General features: G+C 64.6%; 13 protein-coding genes and 2 pseudogenes. 9 read left to right on the top strand and 6 right to left on the bottom strand.

Annotated elements, in window-relative coordinates; all coding sequences use genetic code 11:
- Positions 1-53 precede the first annotated feature (53 nt).
- Entirely contained in the window at positions 54-1,394 is a 1,341-nt protein-coding gene (gene aceA, locus M0G41_RS07565; RefSeq protein ID WP_248207189.1) for an isocitrate lyase, read from the top strand.
- 219 nt (positions 1,395-1,613) lie between these two features.
- Here the strand turns inward: aceA and M0G41_RS07560 are convergent, their stop codons facing one another.
- The 3 genes from M0G41_RS07560 to M0G41_RS07550 form a co-directional block, all read right to left on the bottom strand.
- Entirely contained in the window at positions 1,614-1,811 is a 198-nt protein-coding gene (locus tag M0G41_RS07560) for a CsbD family protein (protein ID WP_248207186.1), read from the bottom strand.
- A 78-nt stretch (positions 1,812-1,889) separates the two neighbouring features.
- Entirely contained in the window at positions 1,890-2,111 is a 222-nt protein-coding gene (locus tag M0G41_RS07555) for a hypothetical protein (protein ID WP_248207183.1), read from the bottom strand.
- Positions 2,112-2,741: 630 nt separating this feature from the next.
- Positions 2,742-3,377, bottom strand: a complete 636-nt coding sequence (locus M0G41_RS07550) for a peroxiredoxin-like family protein (protein ID WP_248207180.1) — start codon at positions 3,375-3,377, stop codon at positions 2,742-2,744.
- 167 nt (positions 3,378-3,544) lie between these two features.
- Between M0G41_RS07550 and M0G41_RS07545 the strand changes: the two genes are divergently transcribed.
- Together M0G41_RS07545 and M0G41_RS07540 are read left to right on the top strand one after the other, a co-directional pair.
- Complete coding sequence (locus M0G41_RS07545) at positions 3,545-5,611, top strand: protein-disulfide reductase DsbD family protein (RefSeq protein WP_248207178.1); 2,067 nt, start codon at positions 3,545-3,547, stop codon at positions 5,609-5,611.
- Between the two features lie 28 nt (positions 5,612-5,639).
- Entirely contained in the window at positions 5,640-6,254 is a 615-nt protein-coding gene (locus M0G41_RS07540; protein WP_248207176.1) for a redoxin family protein, read from the top strand.
- Positions 6,255-6,305: 51 nt separating this feature from the next.
- Here the strand turns inward: M0G41_RS07540 and glnK are convergent, their stop codons facing one another.
- Positions 6,306-6,644: a P-II family nitrogen regulator gene (glnK, locus tag M0G41_RS07535; RefSeq protein WP_248207174.1), complete on the bottom strand. Its 339-nt coding sequence runs from the start codon at positions 6,642-6,644 to the stop codon at positions 6,306-6,308.
- A gap of 155 nt (positions 6,645-6,799) precedes the next feature.
- Between glnK and ubiK the strand changes: the two genes are divergently transcribed.
- From ubiK to M0G41_RS07515, 4 genes and pseudogenes are all read left to right on the top strand, one after another.
- Positions 6,800-7,066, top strand: coding sequence for a ubiquinone biosynthesis accessory factor UbiK (gene ubiK, locus M0G41_RS07530; RefSeq protein ID WP_248207173.1), 267 nt, complete (start codon positions 6,800-6,802; stop codon positions 7,064-7,066).
- A gap of 56 nt (positions 7,067-7,122) precedes the next feature.
- A pseudogene (locus M0G41_RS07525) lies at positions 7,123-7,767 on the top strand (magnesium chelatase domain-containing protein); the annotation flags it as partial.
- 161 nt (positions 7,768-7,928) lie between these two features.
- On the top strand, positions 7,929-8,897 hold the full coding sequence (locus tag M0G41_RS07520) for a hypothetical protein (protein WP_248207172.1): 969 nt from the start codon (positions 7,929-7,931) through the stop codon (positions 8,895-8,897).
- A complete protein-coding gene (locus M0G41_RS07515; RefSeq protein ID WP_248207170.1) occupies positions 8,894-10,513 on the top strand; it encodes an N-6 DNA methylase in 1,620 nt (539 codons plus the stop codon). Before M0G41_RS07520 ends, M0G41_RS07515 begins: the two co-directional genes overlap by 4 nt.
- Here M0G41_RS07515 and M0G41_RS07510 read toward each other — a convergent pair.
- A complete protein-coding gene (locus tag M0G41_RS07510; RefSeq protein WP_248207167.1) occupies positions 10,510-11,187 on the bottom strand; it encodes a recombinase family protein in 678 nt (225 codons plus the stop codon). The two genes, M0G41_RS07515 and M0G41_RS07510, sit on opposite strands and share 4 nt — an antisense overlap.
- A gap of 852 nt (positions 11,188-12,039) precedes the next feature.
- The gene (locus tag M0G41_RS07505; RefSeq protein WP_282452791.1) at positions 12,040-13,767 is read right to left on the bottom strand and encodes a recombinase family protein; all 1,728 of its coding nucleotides are present in this window, start codon (positions 13,765-13,767) and stop codon (positions 12,040-12,042) included.
- A gap of 130 nt (positions 13,768-13,897) precedes the next feature.
- Here M0G41_RS07505 and M0G41_RS07500 point away from each other — a divergent pair.
- Both M0G41_RS07500 and M0G41_RS07495 read left to right on the top strand, forming a co-directional pair.
- A pseudogene (locus M0G41_RS07500) lies at positions 13,898-14,767 on the top strand (YifB family Mg chelatase-like AAA ATPase); the annotation flags it as partial.
- A 46-nt stretch (positions 14,768-14,813) separates the two neighbouring features.
- Positions 14,814-16,616 (top strand): potassium/proton antiporter, encoded by a 1,803-nt coding sequence (locus M0G41_RS07495; RefSeq protein WP_248207163.1) that lies wholly within the window; start codon positions 14,814-14,816, stop codon positions 16,614-16,616.
- The last annotated feature ends 27 nt before the right edge of the window (positions 16,617-16,643 follow it).

The raw sequence follows: 16,643 nt of genomic DNA, 5'->3' as shown, positions 1-16,643 counted from the left end.
CTTTACCGCAGCACCGGGGCCCCCGCCGCATTCTTCCAACAGGAACCACCACGATGAGCAAGCAAGCCGAACAGATCGCCGCCCTGGAGAAAGACTGGGCCAACAACCCGCGCTGGAAGCAGGTCAAGCGCCCGTATTCCGCTGCGGACGTCGTCCGCCTGCGCGGCAGCCTGCAGCCCGAGCACACGCTCGCCAAGCGCGGCGCCGAGAAGCTCTGGAAGCTGGTCAATGGCGAGGCCAAGAAGGGCTACGTCAACGCCTTCGGCGCGATCTCCGCCGGCCAGGCGATGCAGCAGGCCAAGGCCGGTCTCGAGGCGGTCTACCTGTCCGGCTGGCAGGTCGCCGCCGACGGCAACACCTCCGAGACCATGTATCCGGACCAGTCGCTGTACGCCTACGACTCGGTGCCGACCATGGTCCGCCGCATCAACAACACGTTCCAGCGCGCTGACGAGATCCAGTGGAAGAACATCTGCGACGGCAAGATCAAGGAGGAGGACGCCATCGACTTCTTCCTGCCGATCGTGGCCGATGCCGAGGCCGGCTTCGGCGGCGTGCTGAACGCCTACGAGCTGATGAAGAACATGATCACCGCCGGCGCCGCTGGCGTGCATTTCGAAGACCAGCTCGCCGCGGTCAAGAAGTGCGGCCACATGGGTGGCAAGGTGCTGGTGCCGACCGGCGAGGCGGTTCAGAAGCTGGTCGCCGCGCGCCTCGCTGCCGACGTGCTCGGCGTGCCGACCATCGTCCTGGCGCGCACCGATGCCGAGGCGGCCAACCTGATCACCTCCAACCACGATGCCAACGACCAGGGCTTCCTCACCGGCGAGCGCACCGCGGAAGGCTTCTACCGGGTCAAGAACGGCCTTGAGCAGTCGATCTCGCGCGGCGTCGCCTACGCGCCCTACGCCGACCTCGTGTGGTGCGAGACCGGCACCCCGGACCTCGGCTTTGCCCGCGAGTTCGCCCAGGCCGTGCATGCCGCCCATCCGGGCAAGCTGCTGTCCTACAACTGCTCGCCGAGCTTCAACTGGAAGAAGAACCTCGACGACAAGACCATCGCCAAGTTCCAGGACGAGCTGTCCGCGCTCGGCTACAAGTACCAGTTCATCACCCTGGCCGGCATCCACATCAACTGGTTCAATACCTTCAAGTTCGCCTACGACTACGCCCGGGGCGAGGGCATGCGCCACTACGTCGAGCAGGTGCAGGAGCGCGAGTTCGAGGCGCGCGAGAAGGGCTACACCTTCGTCAGCCACCAGCAGGAAGTGGGCGCCGGCTACTTCGACGACGTGACCACGGTCATCCAGGGCGGCTCGTCGAGCGTCACCGCGCTGACCGGCTCGACCGAGGAAGAGCAGTTCTACGACGACGGCAAGACGAAAGCGGCGTAAGTCCGGCGTTTGACGACGCAGCGGGGGCTGCGTCGTCATGATGTCATCCCGGTCGGAAAGAATCCGCCCACCCGTCCAAAGCACTTGCTCGCGCGTTGGACCGGCGGCAGATCGTCGGGGGAAGGCGAAAGCCGGAATGGGGTCGACGGCCGGTGGTGACACCGGCCGTCTTTTTTTCCGGCCGCAGGGCGCAGGGCCCCGAGCCGGGAGGGGCGGGCGTCAGAGACGCTCCTCGAAGCGGCGAACCTGGGCGTCGGCCTCGTCCTTGGCGATGCCGTAGCGCTCCTGCAGCTTGCCGGCGAGGTACTCGCGGTGGCCGTCGGCGACCTGGAGGTCGTCGTCGGTGAGCTTGCCCCACTCGGACTTGATACGGCCGGTGAGCTGCTTCCAGTTGCCCTTGATGCGATCAGCGTTCATGGGTGAATCTCCTTGTGGTGGGGGAAAGACACGACGGCCCGCCCGCCTTGCGGCGCACAGGCCACCGGGTTGGGGGGGTCAGAACTTGCGCAGACTGAAGCCCGCAAGGCCGACGATCGCGCCGATAACCAGCAGCGCGTAGCCGAGGACCGGGGGAACCGTCTTCTCGGTCTGAACCTGCAGGGCGGCATCGCCCACGCTCAGCACCGACTGGGTGTCGGGATACTGGAGGACGCCGGTGGCGATCAGGGCACCGGCCAGCAGGCAAAGAACAGCGATGACATAGGACGCACGTTTCATGGAAGTCTCCTTGACTGATGGCCGGATTCGTCGGCCTTCGGGGGAGATATCGCAAGGGGCGTGCCAAGGCCCCCGATCCGTCGCAAGTACCTGTACCTTCAGGGAGTTATGGTGCTTCCCCGCCGGCCTCCTCAGCCCGGCGAGCAGGCGGAATCGGGCGTCCTGCATGGGCGAAATGCACGCAGCAGCGAGAATCGAAGGCACGATTCCGACGCAGCAGGCCCGCGACGCGCATCGACGCCCCGGGCGCAACCGCCCGATTCGATCGCCATCGGAGAATGCAAACCTCGAGCGCGAATCGCGCATTCGCCGCGATGCATCGATTGGGCCGATGTTCTGTGGGAGTGCGCTGGGGCGCGACCGCGGAGATCCGCTCTGGCCGCGGTCTGTGGTGAATCCGTAGCGCTTCGGTCGCGCCCAAGGGCGCTCCCACAATTTGACTGCGGCGAGGTCTGCTTTGCGGCGCCAACCGGACCTGACAGCGCCGTTGCGCGTGTAGGAGCCAGCTTGCTGGCGATCGTCCCTTCCGGGGCGCCCATCGCCAGCAAGCTGGCTCCTACATTGGGTTCTGCGCTACGTCCGTTTTTCGCCCAGGCCGCGTCTTTCGCTGCGCAATGGGCAACCGCGCCGCTAGCGCAGCGGCTTGATCTCCTTGAGCGAGCGGGCGGCCTCGAGGATCAGTGCGCCGGGCACCCGGATGCGGTAGTCCGGATTGACGTAGTGGAACTGGATGATGCCCGCGGCATCGACCACGAAGACCGCCGGGACCGGCAGCACGTAGTGGGTCTGACCGCCCGAGGCCGCTTCCAGGTCGATGCCGTATCCGCGGTATTTCTCCAGCGTTTCGGGGTCGACGCGGAAACCGATGCCGAGCGCAGCGATCAGCGACAGTTCGCTGTCCGAAAGCAGGGTGTAGGGCAGCGGTTCCTTCTGCAGGGTGGCGGAGAGCGAGGCGGGGCTGTCCGGGCTGACTGCGATCATCTGGTAGCCGAGCGCCTTCAGCGGCTCGATCACCGTGCGCAGCTGGCTGAGCTGCAGATTGCAGTAGGGACACCAGCCGCCGCGGTAGAACACGATGACCGCCGGACGGCCATCGCGGACCGCGCCGATCGATACCGGTTCGCCGTCGACCGTGCGCAGCTGTGCCTCGGGGAGCGGCGTGCCCAGCAGGGGCGGCTGGACCGCCTGTGGGTCGGTGGGAAAGTCTGCCGCGTTGGAGGCGGCAGCAGCCAGCAGCAGTGCGGCGGCGCATAGCGATCGGAACATGCGGGGCTCCAGGGCCAGGGGGTGACTCAGTGTTGCCTTGCCGCCTGCTCCCCGACAGGGCAGCAAGACCGGGATTGCTGTCCGAACGGCCGGAAGCCCTGTCCGATCGGCGCAGATCCACATCGGGTTCACTCCCCGCGTGTAGGGCCGGTGCCAGAATCGCCGCCATGAAAATCCTGTCAGCCCTCCTGCTTCTTCTTGCTGCGCCGCTGGTCCAGGCGGAGGCACAGCGCACCGACCACCTCAGCTCACAGCTGGTCGCCGAGCAGACCGCCGCCGTCCCCGGCCAGCCGCTGCGGCTGGGCCTACTGCTCGAGCACGACCCGCACTGGCACACCTACTGGGTCAACCCGGGTGACTCCGGGATCGCGACCAAGCTCGATGTGGTGGCACCGGAAAGGGTTGAGGTCGGCACCATCGACTGGCCGGTTCCGGATCGCTTCGACCTTGCCGGCATCATCAACTACGGCTACGGCGACCGCGCCCTGCTGCCGTTCACCGTGCAGGTGCCGGCCGACTTCGCCGGCGACACGCTGCGCATCGAGGCCAGCGGGCGCTGGCTGATCTGCGAGATCGAATGCATCCCGGGCAAGGCCAGCTACGTGCTGGAGCTTCCGCTGGCGGCCTCCGCCGAGCCCGATCCGCGTTGGCAGGCCGACTTCGCCTGGGCCGATGCCCGGCTGCCGCGTGCGGCTGAGCAGATCAGCCTCGCGGTCTCGATGGAGGGTGAGCGGGTCCTGCTCGATCTTTCCGGCGCCCTGCCCCCGGGCATCGAGCACTACACCTTGTTCCCGCGCACGCCGAAGCTGGTCGCCAACCCGGCGCAGCCCGAGTGGCGGGAGAGCACGGCCGGTTGGCAGGTGCGTTGGCAGCAGAGCGAGTACTTCGGTGGCCTGTCGGCAGGCAGCGAGTGGGTTCTGCGCGGTCCTGATGAAGTGCTGGCCCTGACCGCCGGCGACGCGCCGGCCGCAGCCGCGCCGCCGCCGACCGTTGCCGACGCAACCGGCGCGAAGGAAGGCGCGACCGCTTCGCTCTGGCTGGCCATGGGCCTGGCCTTGCTCGGCGGGCTGATCCTCAACCTGATGCCCTGCGTGTTTCCGGTGCTGTCGATCAAGGCGATGGGCGCGCTGGAGTCTGCCGATGACCGCGCTGCGCTGCGCAGCCACGGCCTCTGGTACACCGCAGGCGTGGTGTTGAGCTTCCTTGCCGTGGCAGGACTGCTGCTGGCGCTGCGGGCGGCCGGTGAGCAGATCGGCTGGGGCTTCCAGCTGCAGTCCCCGGGCTTTGTCGCCGGCATGGCCCTCCTGCTGTTTGCCATGGGGCTGTCCTTCTCCGGCGTGTGGGAGTTCACCGGGCGCTTCACCAGTGCCGGGCAGGGCCTGACCGAGGGGCACGGGGCGCGCTCGGCGTTCTTCACCGGCGTGCTGGCGACCGTCGTGGCCAGTCCCTGCACCGCGCCCTTCATGGGCACGGCGCTGGGCGTGGCGCTGGCCCAGCCGCCCCTCTTCGCGCTCGCCGTGTTCGCCGCGCTCGGCCTGGGTCTGGCGCTGCCGATGCTGCTGCTGGGCTGGGTGCCCGCGCTGGCCCGCGCCCTGCCGCGTCCGGGACCGTGGATGGACGGGCTGCGCCAGCTGCTGGCCTTTCCGCTCTATCTCACCTGCATCTGGCTGCTCTGGGTCTATGGCGAACAGACCTCGCCGCTGGCCATGGCCTGGCTGCTGGCCGGCCTGGTGGCGGTGGCCTTCGGGCTGTGGCTGCTGCAGCGGCGCAGGTCGATGGTCGGTGGCGGCTGGCGGCTGGCCAGCGCGATCGCCATCGTGGCCGCCCTGGGTCTGGGCCTGGCCGCGCCGTTCCGCGACGCGCCACGTGCCCAGGCCGACGCCGCGGCATCGGGCGCGAACGAGGTGTTCAGCCATGAGCGTCTGGCCAGTCTGCGTGCTGAGGGCCGCCCGGTGCTGGTCAACATGACCGCCGCCTGGTGCATCACCTGCCTCGCCAATGAGCGCGTCGCCCTGTCGAGCGATACGGTACGCGAGGCGCTGGAGCAGACCGGCACCGTCTACCTGAAAGGTGACTGGACGCTGCATGACGCCAGCATCACGGCCTACCTCGAAAGCTTCGATCGCAACGGAGTGCCTCTCTACGTCCACTACCCGGCCAATGGCGGCGCCCCCACGGTACTGCCGCAGCTGCTCACGCCGGAGATCGTCGTCACCGCCCTGCGCGGCGGCTGAACCCGCTCCCAACCAGGAGGATCCCATCATGAAACCTGCTCTCAGCGTGCTCGCTTCCGCCCTGCTCATCGGCCTGCCGACAGCGCAGGCTGCCCCGGCCAAGGTCGGCGAGGCCGCCCCGGCATTCACCCTGACCGACAGCACCGGCGCCGAGCGCTCGCTGGCCGACTTCGCCGGCAAGACCGTGGTGCTCGAGTGGACCAACCACGAGTGCCCCTTCGTCAAGAAGCACTACAACGCCGCCAATATCCCCTCTCAGCAGCGCGAGGCGGTTGACGATGACGTGGTGTGGCTGGTGCTGAACTCCTCTGCGCCGGGCAAGCAGGGCCACGTGGACGGCGCCACCGCGAACAGGATCCAGGCCAACTGGAAGGCCGCGCAGACCCACTACCTGTTCGACACCGACGGCAGCGTCGGCCGCGCCTACGCGGCCAAAACCACGCCGCACATGTACATCATCGATCCCGAAGGCGTGCTGCGCTACGCCGGCGCCATCGACAGCATTCCCAGCGCCGATACCGGTGACATTCCCGAGGCGACCCAGTACGTGCCGCAGGCGCTGGCCGAGCTGGCCGCCGGCAAGCCGGTCAGCCTCAGCACCTCGCAGCCCTACGGCTGCAGCATCAAGTACAAGGACGCCTGAGCGGTTCCGGCAGCGCCGCCCGGCCGATCGGCCGGGTGGCGGCTGCGCTGGCTAGACCGCGTCGGCATCCATTTCGCCGGTGCGGATGCGGATCACCTGGTCGAGCGGGCTGACGAAGATCTTACCGTCGCCGATCTTGCCGGTGTTGGCCGCCTGAAGGATGGTCTCCACCACCCGCTCCACCTGGTCGTCGGTGACCGCGATCTCGAGCTTGATCTTGGGCAGGAAGTCGACGACGTACTCGGCGCCACGGTACAGCTCGGTATGGCCCTTCTGCCGTCCGAACCCCTTCACCTCGGTGGCGGTGATGCCGTTCACGCCCACCTCCGACAGCGCCTCGCGCACGTCGTCGAGCTTGAACGGCTTGATGATGGCGGTGATCATTTTCATGCGTGGCGTGCCCCGGCGCGGTCTGTGTTCAGGATAAGCCAAGCGGGCGCGCCGCGGCATTGTGGGAAAATTCCGACCCGAACTGCCGGCGGCTGCCGACAGACGCCCCACCCGCGGGTCGCTAGGCTGACCCCACTCCAGAACGGATCGCTCCCATGCTCGATTTCAAGGCCCTCGACGACCTCGCCCGCCGCCTCAGCGACCTGGTGCCGCCGGGCCTCGACGGTGCCCGCGGTGACCTCGAGAAGAATTTCCGGGCCGCGCTGCAGGCCGGCCTTGGCAAGCTCGACCTGGTCACCCGCGAGGACTTCGACGTCCAGCGCGCCGTGCTGCTGCGCACGCGCGAGAAGCTGGAGCTGCTCGAGCGCCGGGTGCGCGATATGGAATCGGGCTCGACCACGCCCGGCGCAGCCGAAGACTGAGGTGCCGTACGCCGCGACGACCCGCCCGGCGGGTCACGGCGGCGCGCGCCCCGGCCATGGCCATCGCCCTCATCCATAGTCGCGCCCAGTGCGGCGTGCAGGCGCCGCCGGTGCAGGTCGAGGTGCATCTCTCCGGCGGTTTGCCGGGCATGTCGATCGTCGGCCTGCCCGAGGCCGCGGTCCGCGAGTCCAAGGACCGGGTCCGCGCGGCCCTGCTCTGCGCCCAGTTCGAGATGCCGCAGCGGCGGATCACGGTGAACCTCGCCCCGGCAGACCTGCCCAAGGACGGCGCCCGCTTCGACCTGCCCATCGCGCTCGGCATCCTGGTCGCCAGCGGCCAGGTGCCGGCCGATGCCGTGGCCGATCTCGAGTTCATCGGCGAGCTGGCGCTGACCGGTGAGCTGCGCGGCGTGCACGGCGCGCTGACCGCGGCCCTTGGCGCCGGCCGGGCAGGGCGCGGCGTGGTGCTGCCGCGGGCCAACGCGGAGGAGGCGGGCCTGGCCGGCGCGGTCGACGTGCTGCCGGCCGAGACCCTCCTGCAGGTCTGCGCCCATCTGCGCGGTGAGGACCGGCTCGCCGCCTTCGTCGCCGCCAATGACGACCGGATGGCTGGCCAGCGTCCCGACCTGTCCGAGGTGATCGGCCAGCCGATCGCCCGCCGCGCGCTGGAGATCGCCGCCGCCGGCGGGCACCATCTGCTACCGTTATAGCTGATTAACTGCCAAGCGCCCGTTTCTGTCTGCTGCCCCGCCTGCTTCCTCCGAGCCCGTCTCGGCTCGCGCGACAGGCGCGGTGCATCTTTCTAGACGCCCGATGGTGGCGTTGCTACCGTTCCTCTCAGCCAGCCTGGGGGAGCGGAAGAATGTCGACACTGAAGGAAGAAGCAACCGCGTTGGAGTTTGATACGGAAGCTTTGCGCTGCTGGGGCATCAAGTGGAGGGTTGGCACCAAGCAGAAAGAAAAATCGAAGGTAGAGCCACGCACGATTGCCCAACTCAGAGCTGAAGGGGTTGCGATTTCAAGCGACATCGAGTCAGAGATCGAGGAGAACAAGTACCCATGTGCGTTCAACAAGAAGCAAGGCATGGATTTCGGAATCGACTTTGACCGCGCCGTTGGAGCTTCTCTTGCTGACATGCTCGGAGATATCCCCGTCGTGGACCATGCCAAACTTAGTGCAGCCAAGAAGGTGGCGGCCGCGGCCAAGAAGGCTGCAACGCCAAGCACAAGCGCAACTGTTGCGGCGAAGAGCTCCAAGACTACGAAGAAAGAAGAAATCGAATGGACTACCAATGAGCTTCTACCGCCGCATCACAACTGCATCGAGGTAGGACCAGCGCGCGTCATCGGGGGAGTGCGACCGCAGAATTTCGACGTTGCCTATAGGCCCGATGGCCCGCGCATCGTCTACGACAGCAAGTCTTTGAATGACGCGGAAAGCATTCCGAAGAACTGGCAGAACATGGTCAATGATCTCGGTACAGAAGCCACGACGATTCACACACGATTTCCGTACTGCATCGTTGCATTCATCGTGGCAATTCCGAAACCCGCGATTCGGGATCAGCAAATGTTCGACATGGTCCGAACCCTCGAACGCCTAGCAACGCGCAGGGACACGGACCACCCTAGTCATCTTGCCGAAGCCATAGCCCTAGTGTTCTGGGATCCAGACACAGGCGAAGTGGATTCGAGCCACTTGGATGCGAAGTCCAATCTACACATAAGCACCTTTATGGAAACGATTCATGCTCGCTACGTGGAGCGGTACAAGGGACTGCCTCCACATGACAAGAGCACGCGCCCCGACGAAAGTGAGACTACGAATTGAAGCAGCAACCCTCTGATAACAAGCTTCGCGGTGGGTACTACACGCCTCCTGCGATCTCGAAGTTCCTGGCTGCATGGGCTATTTCTGAAGACACGAGGTCCGTACTCGAACCATCGTGCGGCGATGGCAATATTCTCGTGGAGGTCCTTTCTCGTGCTTCTGCGCTCGATGCTCCCGCCAACGTCACCGCCATCGAGCTATCTGAGTCCGAGGCCAAGAAGGCTTTACGGCGCGCGAAGGACCTTGGCACCAACGTTGCTCATGTCGTGCGCGGAGGCAGCTTCTTCGATCACGCAGAGAAGATGCTGGATAGGGGGTCAGCTTTTGACGCGGTAGTAGGCAATCCGCCCTTCATCAGGTATCAAGATTTCCCTGAAGACCAGCGGCAGCAAGCCTTCGCGCTCATGAGGCGGCTCAGCTTGAACCCGAGCAGACTGGCCAACGCTTGGCTACCTTTTGTCGCGTTGTGCACTGGGCTTCTAACGGATCGCGGACGTCTAGCGATGGTCGTTCCTGCGGAACTATTTCAGGTGGGATATGCCTCCGAGGTGAGGCAGTTCCTCGCTGATAGTTTCGATCGCATCAGCATTGTTGCGTTCAAGAAGCTGGTTTTTCCTGAGATACAGCAGGAGATTGTTCTCGTCCTTGCAGAGCGGGGAGCGGGCAAGAGTCGCGGCGTTCGCGTACATGAGGTGGAGGACGCTTCCGAGCTTGGCAGCATGGACCTACTGGCTCTGGCCAAGAAGGCTACCAAGCCGATCGATCACGCCTCCGAGAAATGGACGAAATACTTCCTCTCTAAGTCCGAGATCCTACTGCTGAGAGATCTACGCGAACGTCCTGACATTCCGATCATGAGCAAATTCATTGACGTCGATGTGGGCGTGGTTACGGGCAACAACGATTACTTCATGCTGTCAAAGGAGGAGGTTGCTGACCATGGTCTATCGTCGTCGTGCATCCCACTGGTAGGTCGATCAGCCGCTCTTCAGGGGACGCTTTTCGAGGAGTCCGATTTCCAGGCCTGGGTCAAGTCGGGCCGCAAGGCATACATGTTCGCTCCTGCCGCCCCTCATCACCGAAATGTGCAGCGATACGTTCGACACGGACAGGCATTGGGTGTGAACGCAGGCTACAAGTGCCGAATCAGACGAGAGTGGTACGTCGTCCCAGCAGTGTGGCGACCTGATGTCTTCTTTTTGAGGCAGGCCGATAGCTCGCCGCGGATGGTGGCAAACGAAACCACCGCAATCTGCACCGATACGCTCCATAGAGGACGGCTCGTTGACGGTTACAACGCGCGTTCTTTGTCGACGGCGTTCGTGAACTCCCTCACATTCGCTGCTTCCGAGGTGACGGGACGAAGCTATGGCGGTGGGGTCATGACCTTTGAGCCCTCCGAAATGGAGCGCCTACCCTTGCCCGTAAGCGGTGTAGACCAGCTTGATCCGCTGGAGATCGACCGTCTCATACGCGAGAAGAAGGTTGACGTCGCCCTCGACATGGTCGATAGCATCACGTTGATCGATGGTCTGGGGCTTACTACCAAACAGGTCCAAGCGCTTCGGGGCATCTGGCAAAAGCTCAGAGATCGTCGGCGCGGACGCAAGAACTAGGGCATGAGTCCGTTTGCTCTCAGTCGAATGCAGATATTTCTGACGCCCGCAGCGGTCCAAGACCGCTTGCGCTGCGTCTCGTAGCCCCGCGCATTCAAGACGTCGGCAATCTTCTGGTAGGGCAAGCCAACAAGCTGAAGCTCATTGACTAGGCGCAAGAAACGCTCGGCAAAGTCATCGGCGTTCTTGACTGTTGCTCGCGTCCCCTTGGCTCTTACCTGATCGAGCCTGGGATTCCCAAGTACAACGCCTCGCTGCTTTGCCGCCCTAAGCGCCGCCTTGGTGTTCCGAGCGATGTTCTCCCGCTCATGCTCAGCCATGGCAGCTAGTAGGTGGATTGTCAGCTTGTTCGCAGTCGGCATATCCGCCGCGACAAACTCGATACGCGACTCCATCAAGGAGGCGATGAGGTATAGGTTCCGCGCGAGTCGATCGAGACGCGCAATCACGAGTACGGCTCTGTCCCGCCGACAGGCAGCAAGTGCCATGTCGAGCTGAGGCCGCTGGGTCACTCGTCCCGACTCAACCTCCTGAAACTCCTTGAGGATCTCGCCACCGAGGCCCTTCACGTACCTCTCGACTGCAGAGCGCTGAGCCTCCAGACCGAGCCCCGAGACACCCTGTCCCGAAGTCGAGACGCGGTAGTAGGCAATGAACTTGGTAGTACCTGACATGGGCTTGTAAAGGCTTATAAGGTCCAAATGACCGTTAAGCCTTTATACCTCTGCGCCACCTAAATAGCTAGGTCGCGAGGAGGTAAGCAATGAAATTCAATGATTTTCAACCACTTAAGGCGGCGCTGAATGGCTGGCTAGGTGAGTTCGATGGGCCTGCGGTCTCCGCGTCCCTAACATTTCGACCTAGCCTCATCGGTGCTGGTGACGGCGGGACCAAGTCCCATCGTCAATGGCTGACGGTCGCAACTGCCGAATCCACGATCCGACAGCTTCTGCGTCGACTGGATCGAAAAGCGTTTGGTCGTCATTCGCGGAGCAAAGTGCTCGCCATAGCCGTGCGAGAGGGCGGTGAAGGTCAATGCGACAAGCACATTCACTATCACCTATGCCTACCGACCCCACCTGGGTTCTCCACGGAGCAGTGGTGTGAAGTGGTTGCCAGCACTTGGTACAGCCTTGACTGGGCGAGCCCCCGACAAAACCGCGTAGTCCCCATGAGAGATCGTGGCTGGATCGGCTACATACTGAAAGAAAGAGACAAGCCCCACTACATCGACTGCATCGATTTCGGGAACCTCCGCTGGGAGTGACTCGGGTTCAGCGCTGATGGCCTGCCCCTGCCGAGATCGCAAAAGCTGGGCCCTGCTGACGGCGGGGCCTTGATAGCGGAGCTTTACCTTAAGAAACACAAATGAAAGGGTACTGACATGACACCACTGACGAACCAGCAGCTTCAGTCCAAGGCTAATGACATTCAACGAAAGCAAGTAGAAATGACTAAGGCAAAGACAATCGATGACCGCGTCAAGGCGCTGGTAGACCTAAACAAGGTCATCAGCGATGTAGTGCTCACTCTGGCAAAGCGTTGATGATGCGAAGGTCCTTGAATTTTCTGGACCACTTAAGTCGAATCGATTCATCAGTAAGCATGTCAACTTCTTCGACTTGATCATCGTTGTGGTGAATCTTCACCCTATAGCCGACGCGATGAATCAGCCGCTCAAGCCCCACCGTTGACCTCACGCCGAATCGCTTCTTCCAGTCTGCATAGTCACATTGAAGCTCATGCGCGACGTGAGTAGGCATGCTGATGACAATGATACGAATCGAACGCCTAAGCTCAGCAGCCAACGCTCTTCGGTACACCTCTGTCTGCTCTTGATGGGCAGCCTTGCCTATCTCGGCCAGCAACTCGCTGACGCGTTTTCTATGTTCTGCGGGGTCTACCCGTTGCATGGAAGAAATCTCTTTCTGGACAGCTTCCATCTCCGAATTCTTCGTAGCAACCTCGAGGGAGAGGGCAGTAGCCCGAGACACAAAGCTTGAGTCGAGCTCGGAACCTGCCTGTTCAATGACGGATTGCAGATTGGTTATGGATTGCTTGAGGTTGCTTATTTCTTCGGCGAGGGCATCCCTCCTGTTCCGCAACTTGCGCAGCCTCTGATTTCGCGGTGTTCGCTGCAGGACGCGATCTACATCCAGCGCCAAGAAGAGATTCAGGAGCGCCTGTTCGAAGTAACCATACTGGAATGCTCGCGCGTGACACTTCCCCTTCGCTGACGCTACCGAACAGTGAAGATACTGACCTCCTTTGCTCCCCTCGCCTTTATTGATGTAGCGGTAGCCTCCTCCGCAGTGCCCGCAGCGAAGCAAGCCCGTGAACAGATTCGAGTAAGTCCTTCCCTTTCGCCCCGCACCGTTGTTCCTCCTGGATGCAATGGCGACATGGGCTCGCGCGTACAACTCCTCGTCAACTATCGCGGGGTAGTAGCCTTTGATGGGTTCGCCGTCTGCCACCCGATCTCGTTGGCTGTAAAGCCCATCCTTTATTAGGTGAGGTTGGTACTCGCCGAGCACCGTTCTACCGAAGATGATCTTCTTGATGTACGACTCGCGCCACACTGGGGGCGCACCTGATTTCCTCTTCGGCCCCCAGGTCGGGATCTGTTCTTCATTGATAAGCCGAGCGATGGAGTAGCTTCCAAAGCCCCCCGCTGACAATTCGAATACTCTTCGAACGAGAGCAGCGCGTTCTGGGATGGGCTCGATAGCGCCCTGATCGTTTACTCGAAGCCAAGCAGGTATCCGCCGCGTGGCAACGGTCATATCACGCGCCTTCTTTTTCTTTTCAGCCCATACGGCCGCGATCATCTGCGACTTGCGCCGTGACTCTTCATGCGCGCGAGACATCGCCCCGAGTGCAACGTGCAGCTGATATCCCTGAACGACCAAGCTTTCCTTCGAGTACTCCTGACGATCATCGAGAGTGACGATCGTCACTCCTTTATCGATGATGTCGAAGAACAGCTGGGCTACCGCAGGCACGTTCTGACGAGAGAGACGGTCCATGGACTCGATAACCAAGAAGCTACCTGCTTCGATCTCGCCTTCTTCGAGCTTCTCCAAGAACCAACGCAGCCTACCTTCCTCACGGTTGCGTCCTCGGAATGCCGAGATGCCAAGGTCAGCCATAGACTCGACTAGCTCCAACCCCCTCTTTTCCACGTACGCCTGTGATTCAGCGAGCTGACGACGTGCTGAGTCGCCCTTGAGCTGGTCTGGGGTGCTCATTCGCATGTAGGTGTACGCCAGCGGTCGTTGGCGAGCAGAGATCGTGCGGTCGTGGCTCGTTAGGGGCTTGCGGCGAGGTTGCGACTTCATCGGGGCACCTACTCTAGGACGAGGCAAGGATACTTTACTATTCAGCCACATTAGGCTGCTCGTCGGTCCGCCCGGCAGCGGCAAGACCCTGCTCGCCTCGCGGCTGACCGGCCTGCTGCCGCCGCTGGACGAGGCCTCGGCACTGGAGGCCGCCGCGGTGCGCAGTCTTGGCCAGCAGCGCCTGGATCCGGGCCGCTGGCGCGAGCCGGCCTTCCGTCATCCGCATCACACCGCCAGCGGTATCGCCCTGGTCGGGGGTGGTTCGCCGCCGCGGCCCGGTGAGATCAGCCTTGCTCACCATGGCGTGCTCTTCCTCGACGAGTTGACCGAGTGGGACCGCCGCGTGCTGGAGGTGCTGCGCGAGCCGCTGGAGTCCGGGCAGATCACCATTTCCCGCGCCGCCCAGCAGGCCGAGTTCCCGGCCCGCTTCCAGCTCGTCGCGGCGATGAATCCCTGTCCCTGCGGCTGGGCCGGCGATCCGTCCGGTCGCTGCCACTGCAGCGCCGAGCTGGTCGCCCGCTACCGTGGGCGGATTTCCGGCCCGCTGCTCGATCGGATCGATCTCATCGTCGAGGTCCCGCGCCTGTCGGCGGCCGAGCTGCGGCCCGGCCCGGTCCCGCCCGAGGACAGCGCAACGGTCGCCCGCCGGGTCGCTGCTGCGCGCGCGCGTCAGGACGTCCGCGGGGCGCTCAACGCCCGGCTCGGCGCCGGCGCCCTGGCCTCGGCCGCCCCGCTCGACGCGGAGACCCAGGCGCTGCTGGATCGCGCCATTGATCGGCTGCAGCTCTCGGCGCGGGTGGCGCAAAGACTGCTGCGGGTGGCCCGGACCATCGCCGATCTGGCAGGGGAATCACAGGTCGTCCGCGCGCACCTGGCCGAAGCCATCTCGCTGCGTCGTTTCGCCTTGCCTGGCTGAACAGGTGGCTCAGGAACGGCCGCGACCGCTCGGCTAGGATTTCCCGATGGAAGCCATCGCCGCTGCCAACTGGATCCTGTTGTCCGGCGCCCTGCTGGTGCTGGCCGGTATCGCCTCCAGCCTGCTGGCCACCCGCTTCGGTGCACCGCTGCTGCTGGTGTTCCTGGCCATCGGCATGCTGCTGGGCGAGGACGGACCGGGCGGGCTTGCCTTCGACGACTTCCAGCTCACCTACGTGCTCGGCTCGCTGGCGCTGGCGATCATCCTGTTCGATGGCGGCCTGCGCACCCAGGCGGCGCGTATGGCCGGCGCACTCGGGCCGGCAGCCATGCTGGCCACGCTCGGCGTGTTGCTGACCGCGGGCCTGGTGGCGCTGGCCGCGATCCCGCTGCTCGGCCTCGAACCGCTGCAAGCCCTGCTGCTTGGCTCGATCATCGCCAGCACCGACGCCGCGGCGGTGTTCTTCCTGCTGCGCTCGAACGGACTGCACCTGCACCGCCGGGTCGGCAGCACGCTGGAGATCGAGTCGGGCAGCAACGATCCCGCGGCGGTATTCCTCACCCTGATGCTGACCGCGCTGATCGCCAGCGACAACGCGGTCACCGCCACGCAACTGCTGGTTCAGCTGCTGCAGGCGGTGCTGGTCGGCACCCTGGGTGGCGTGCTCGGCGGGCGCACCATCGCCTGGGCACTGAACCGTTTCGAGCTGCCCTCCGGCCTGCATCCGGTGCTGACCGTGGCCGGCGCGGTCAGCGTGTTCGGCGTGACCAGCGTCGCCGGGGGCAGCGGCTTCCTCGCCGTGTACCTGGCCGGGCTGGTGGTGGCCAACCGCCCGGTACGTGCCTATGCCAACGTGCTCAGCGTTCAGGACGCCGCCACCTGGCTGGCACAGGGCATGATGTTCCTGGTGCTCGGCCTGCTGGTGACGCCGAGCAAACTTCTGGTGGTGCTGGTGCCGGCGCTGGGCATCGCGCTGTTCCTGATGCTGGTCGCCCGGCCGGTCGCCACCGTGCTGTGCCTGGCGCCGTTCGGCTTCCGGCGCAACGAGGCGGCCTTCATCAGCTGGGTGGGTCTGCGCGGCGCGGTCGGCGTGTTCCTGGCCTCGGTGCCCAAGCTGGTCGGCCTGCCCAATGCCGACCTCTACTTCAACGTCGCCTTCGTCGTCGTGCTCGCGTCCCTGCTGATCCAGGGCTGGACCCTGGCGCCGGCGGCGCATCGCCTGGGCGTCGCCCTGCCGCGTCGCGACGCGCCCACCCGGCGGATCGAGCTGGACCTGCCCGGCCAGCTCCACTACGAGATGGTCGGCTACCGCGTCGCGCCCGACTGTGCGGCCCTGCGTGGCGTGGGTCTGCCGAGCTGGGCGCGCGGCGCCCTGGTGGTGCGCGACGGTCAGGTGCTGACACCGGAGCAGGCCGGCGCCCTGCGCGCCGAGGACTACGCCTACCTGCTCGCGCCGCCCGGCCACGTGGCCAAGCTCGACTGGCTGTTCGTCGAGCGCAGCGAGGGTCTGGAGGCCGAGCGCGAACTGTTCGGCAGCTTCACCTTCGACGGCAGCGTGGTCCTGCGCGACATCGCCGACTACTACGGCATGCTGTTGCCCGAGTCGGTCGCCGGACGCACCGCGGCCGAACTGTTCGCCGAGCGCTACGAGGGCGCCCCGCAGGTCGGCGACCGGATCGCCGTCGGTACGGCGATCCTGATGGTCCGCGAGTTGGAGGACGAACGCGTCACCCAGGTCGGCCTGAAGTTCGGCAGCGCTGCGCTGAACCTGATCGCCGACGCCGCGCCTCAGGTGGGCCGGCCCTCGATCCGGCAGCGCCTGCGCCGCTGGCGGCCGCGCCGGCGCTGAGGCCCGGGGGCGGGCTTGCGGCAGCTT

Source organism: Pseudomarimonas salicorniae (assembly GCF_023156535.1).
Taxonomy (GTDB): Bacteria; Pseudomonadota; Gammaproteobacteria; order Xanthomonadales; family Xanthomonadaceae; genus Pseudomarimonas; species Pseudomarimonas salicorniae.
This window is presented reverse-complemented; position numbering and strand designations above follow the sequence as displayed.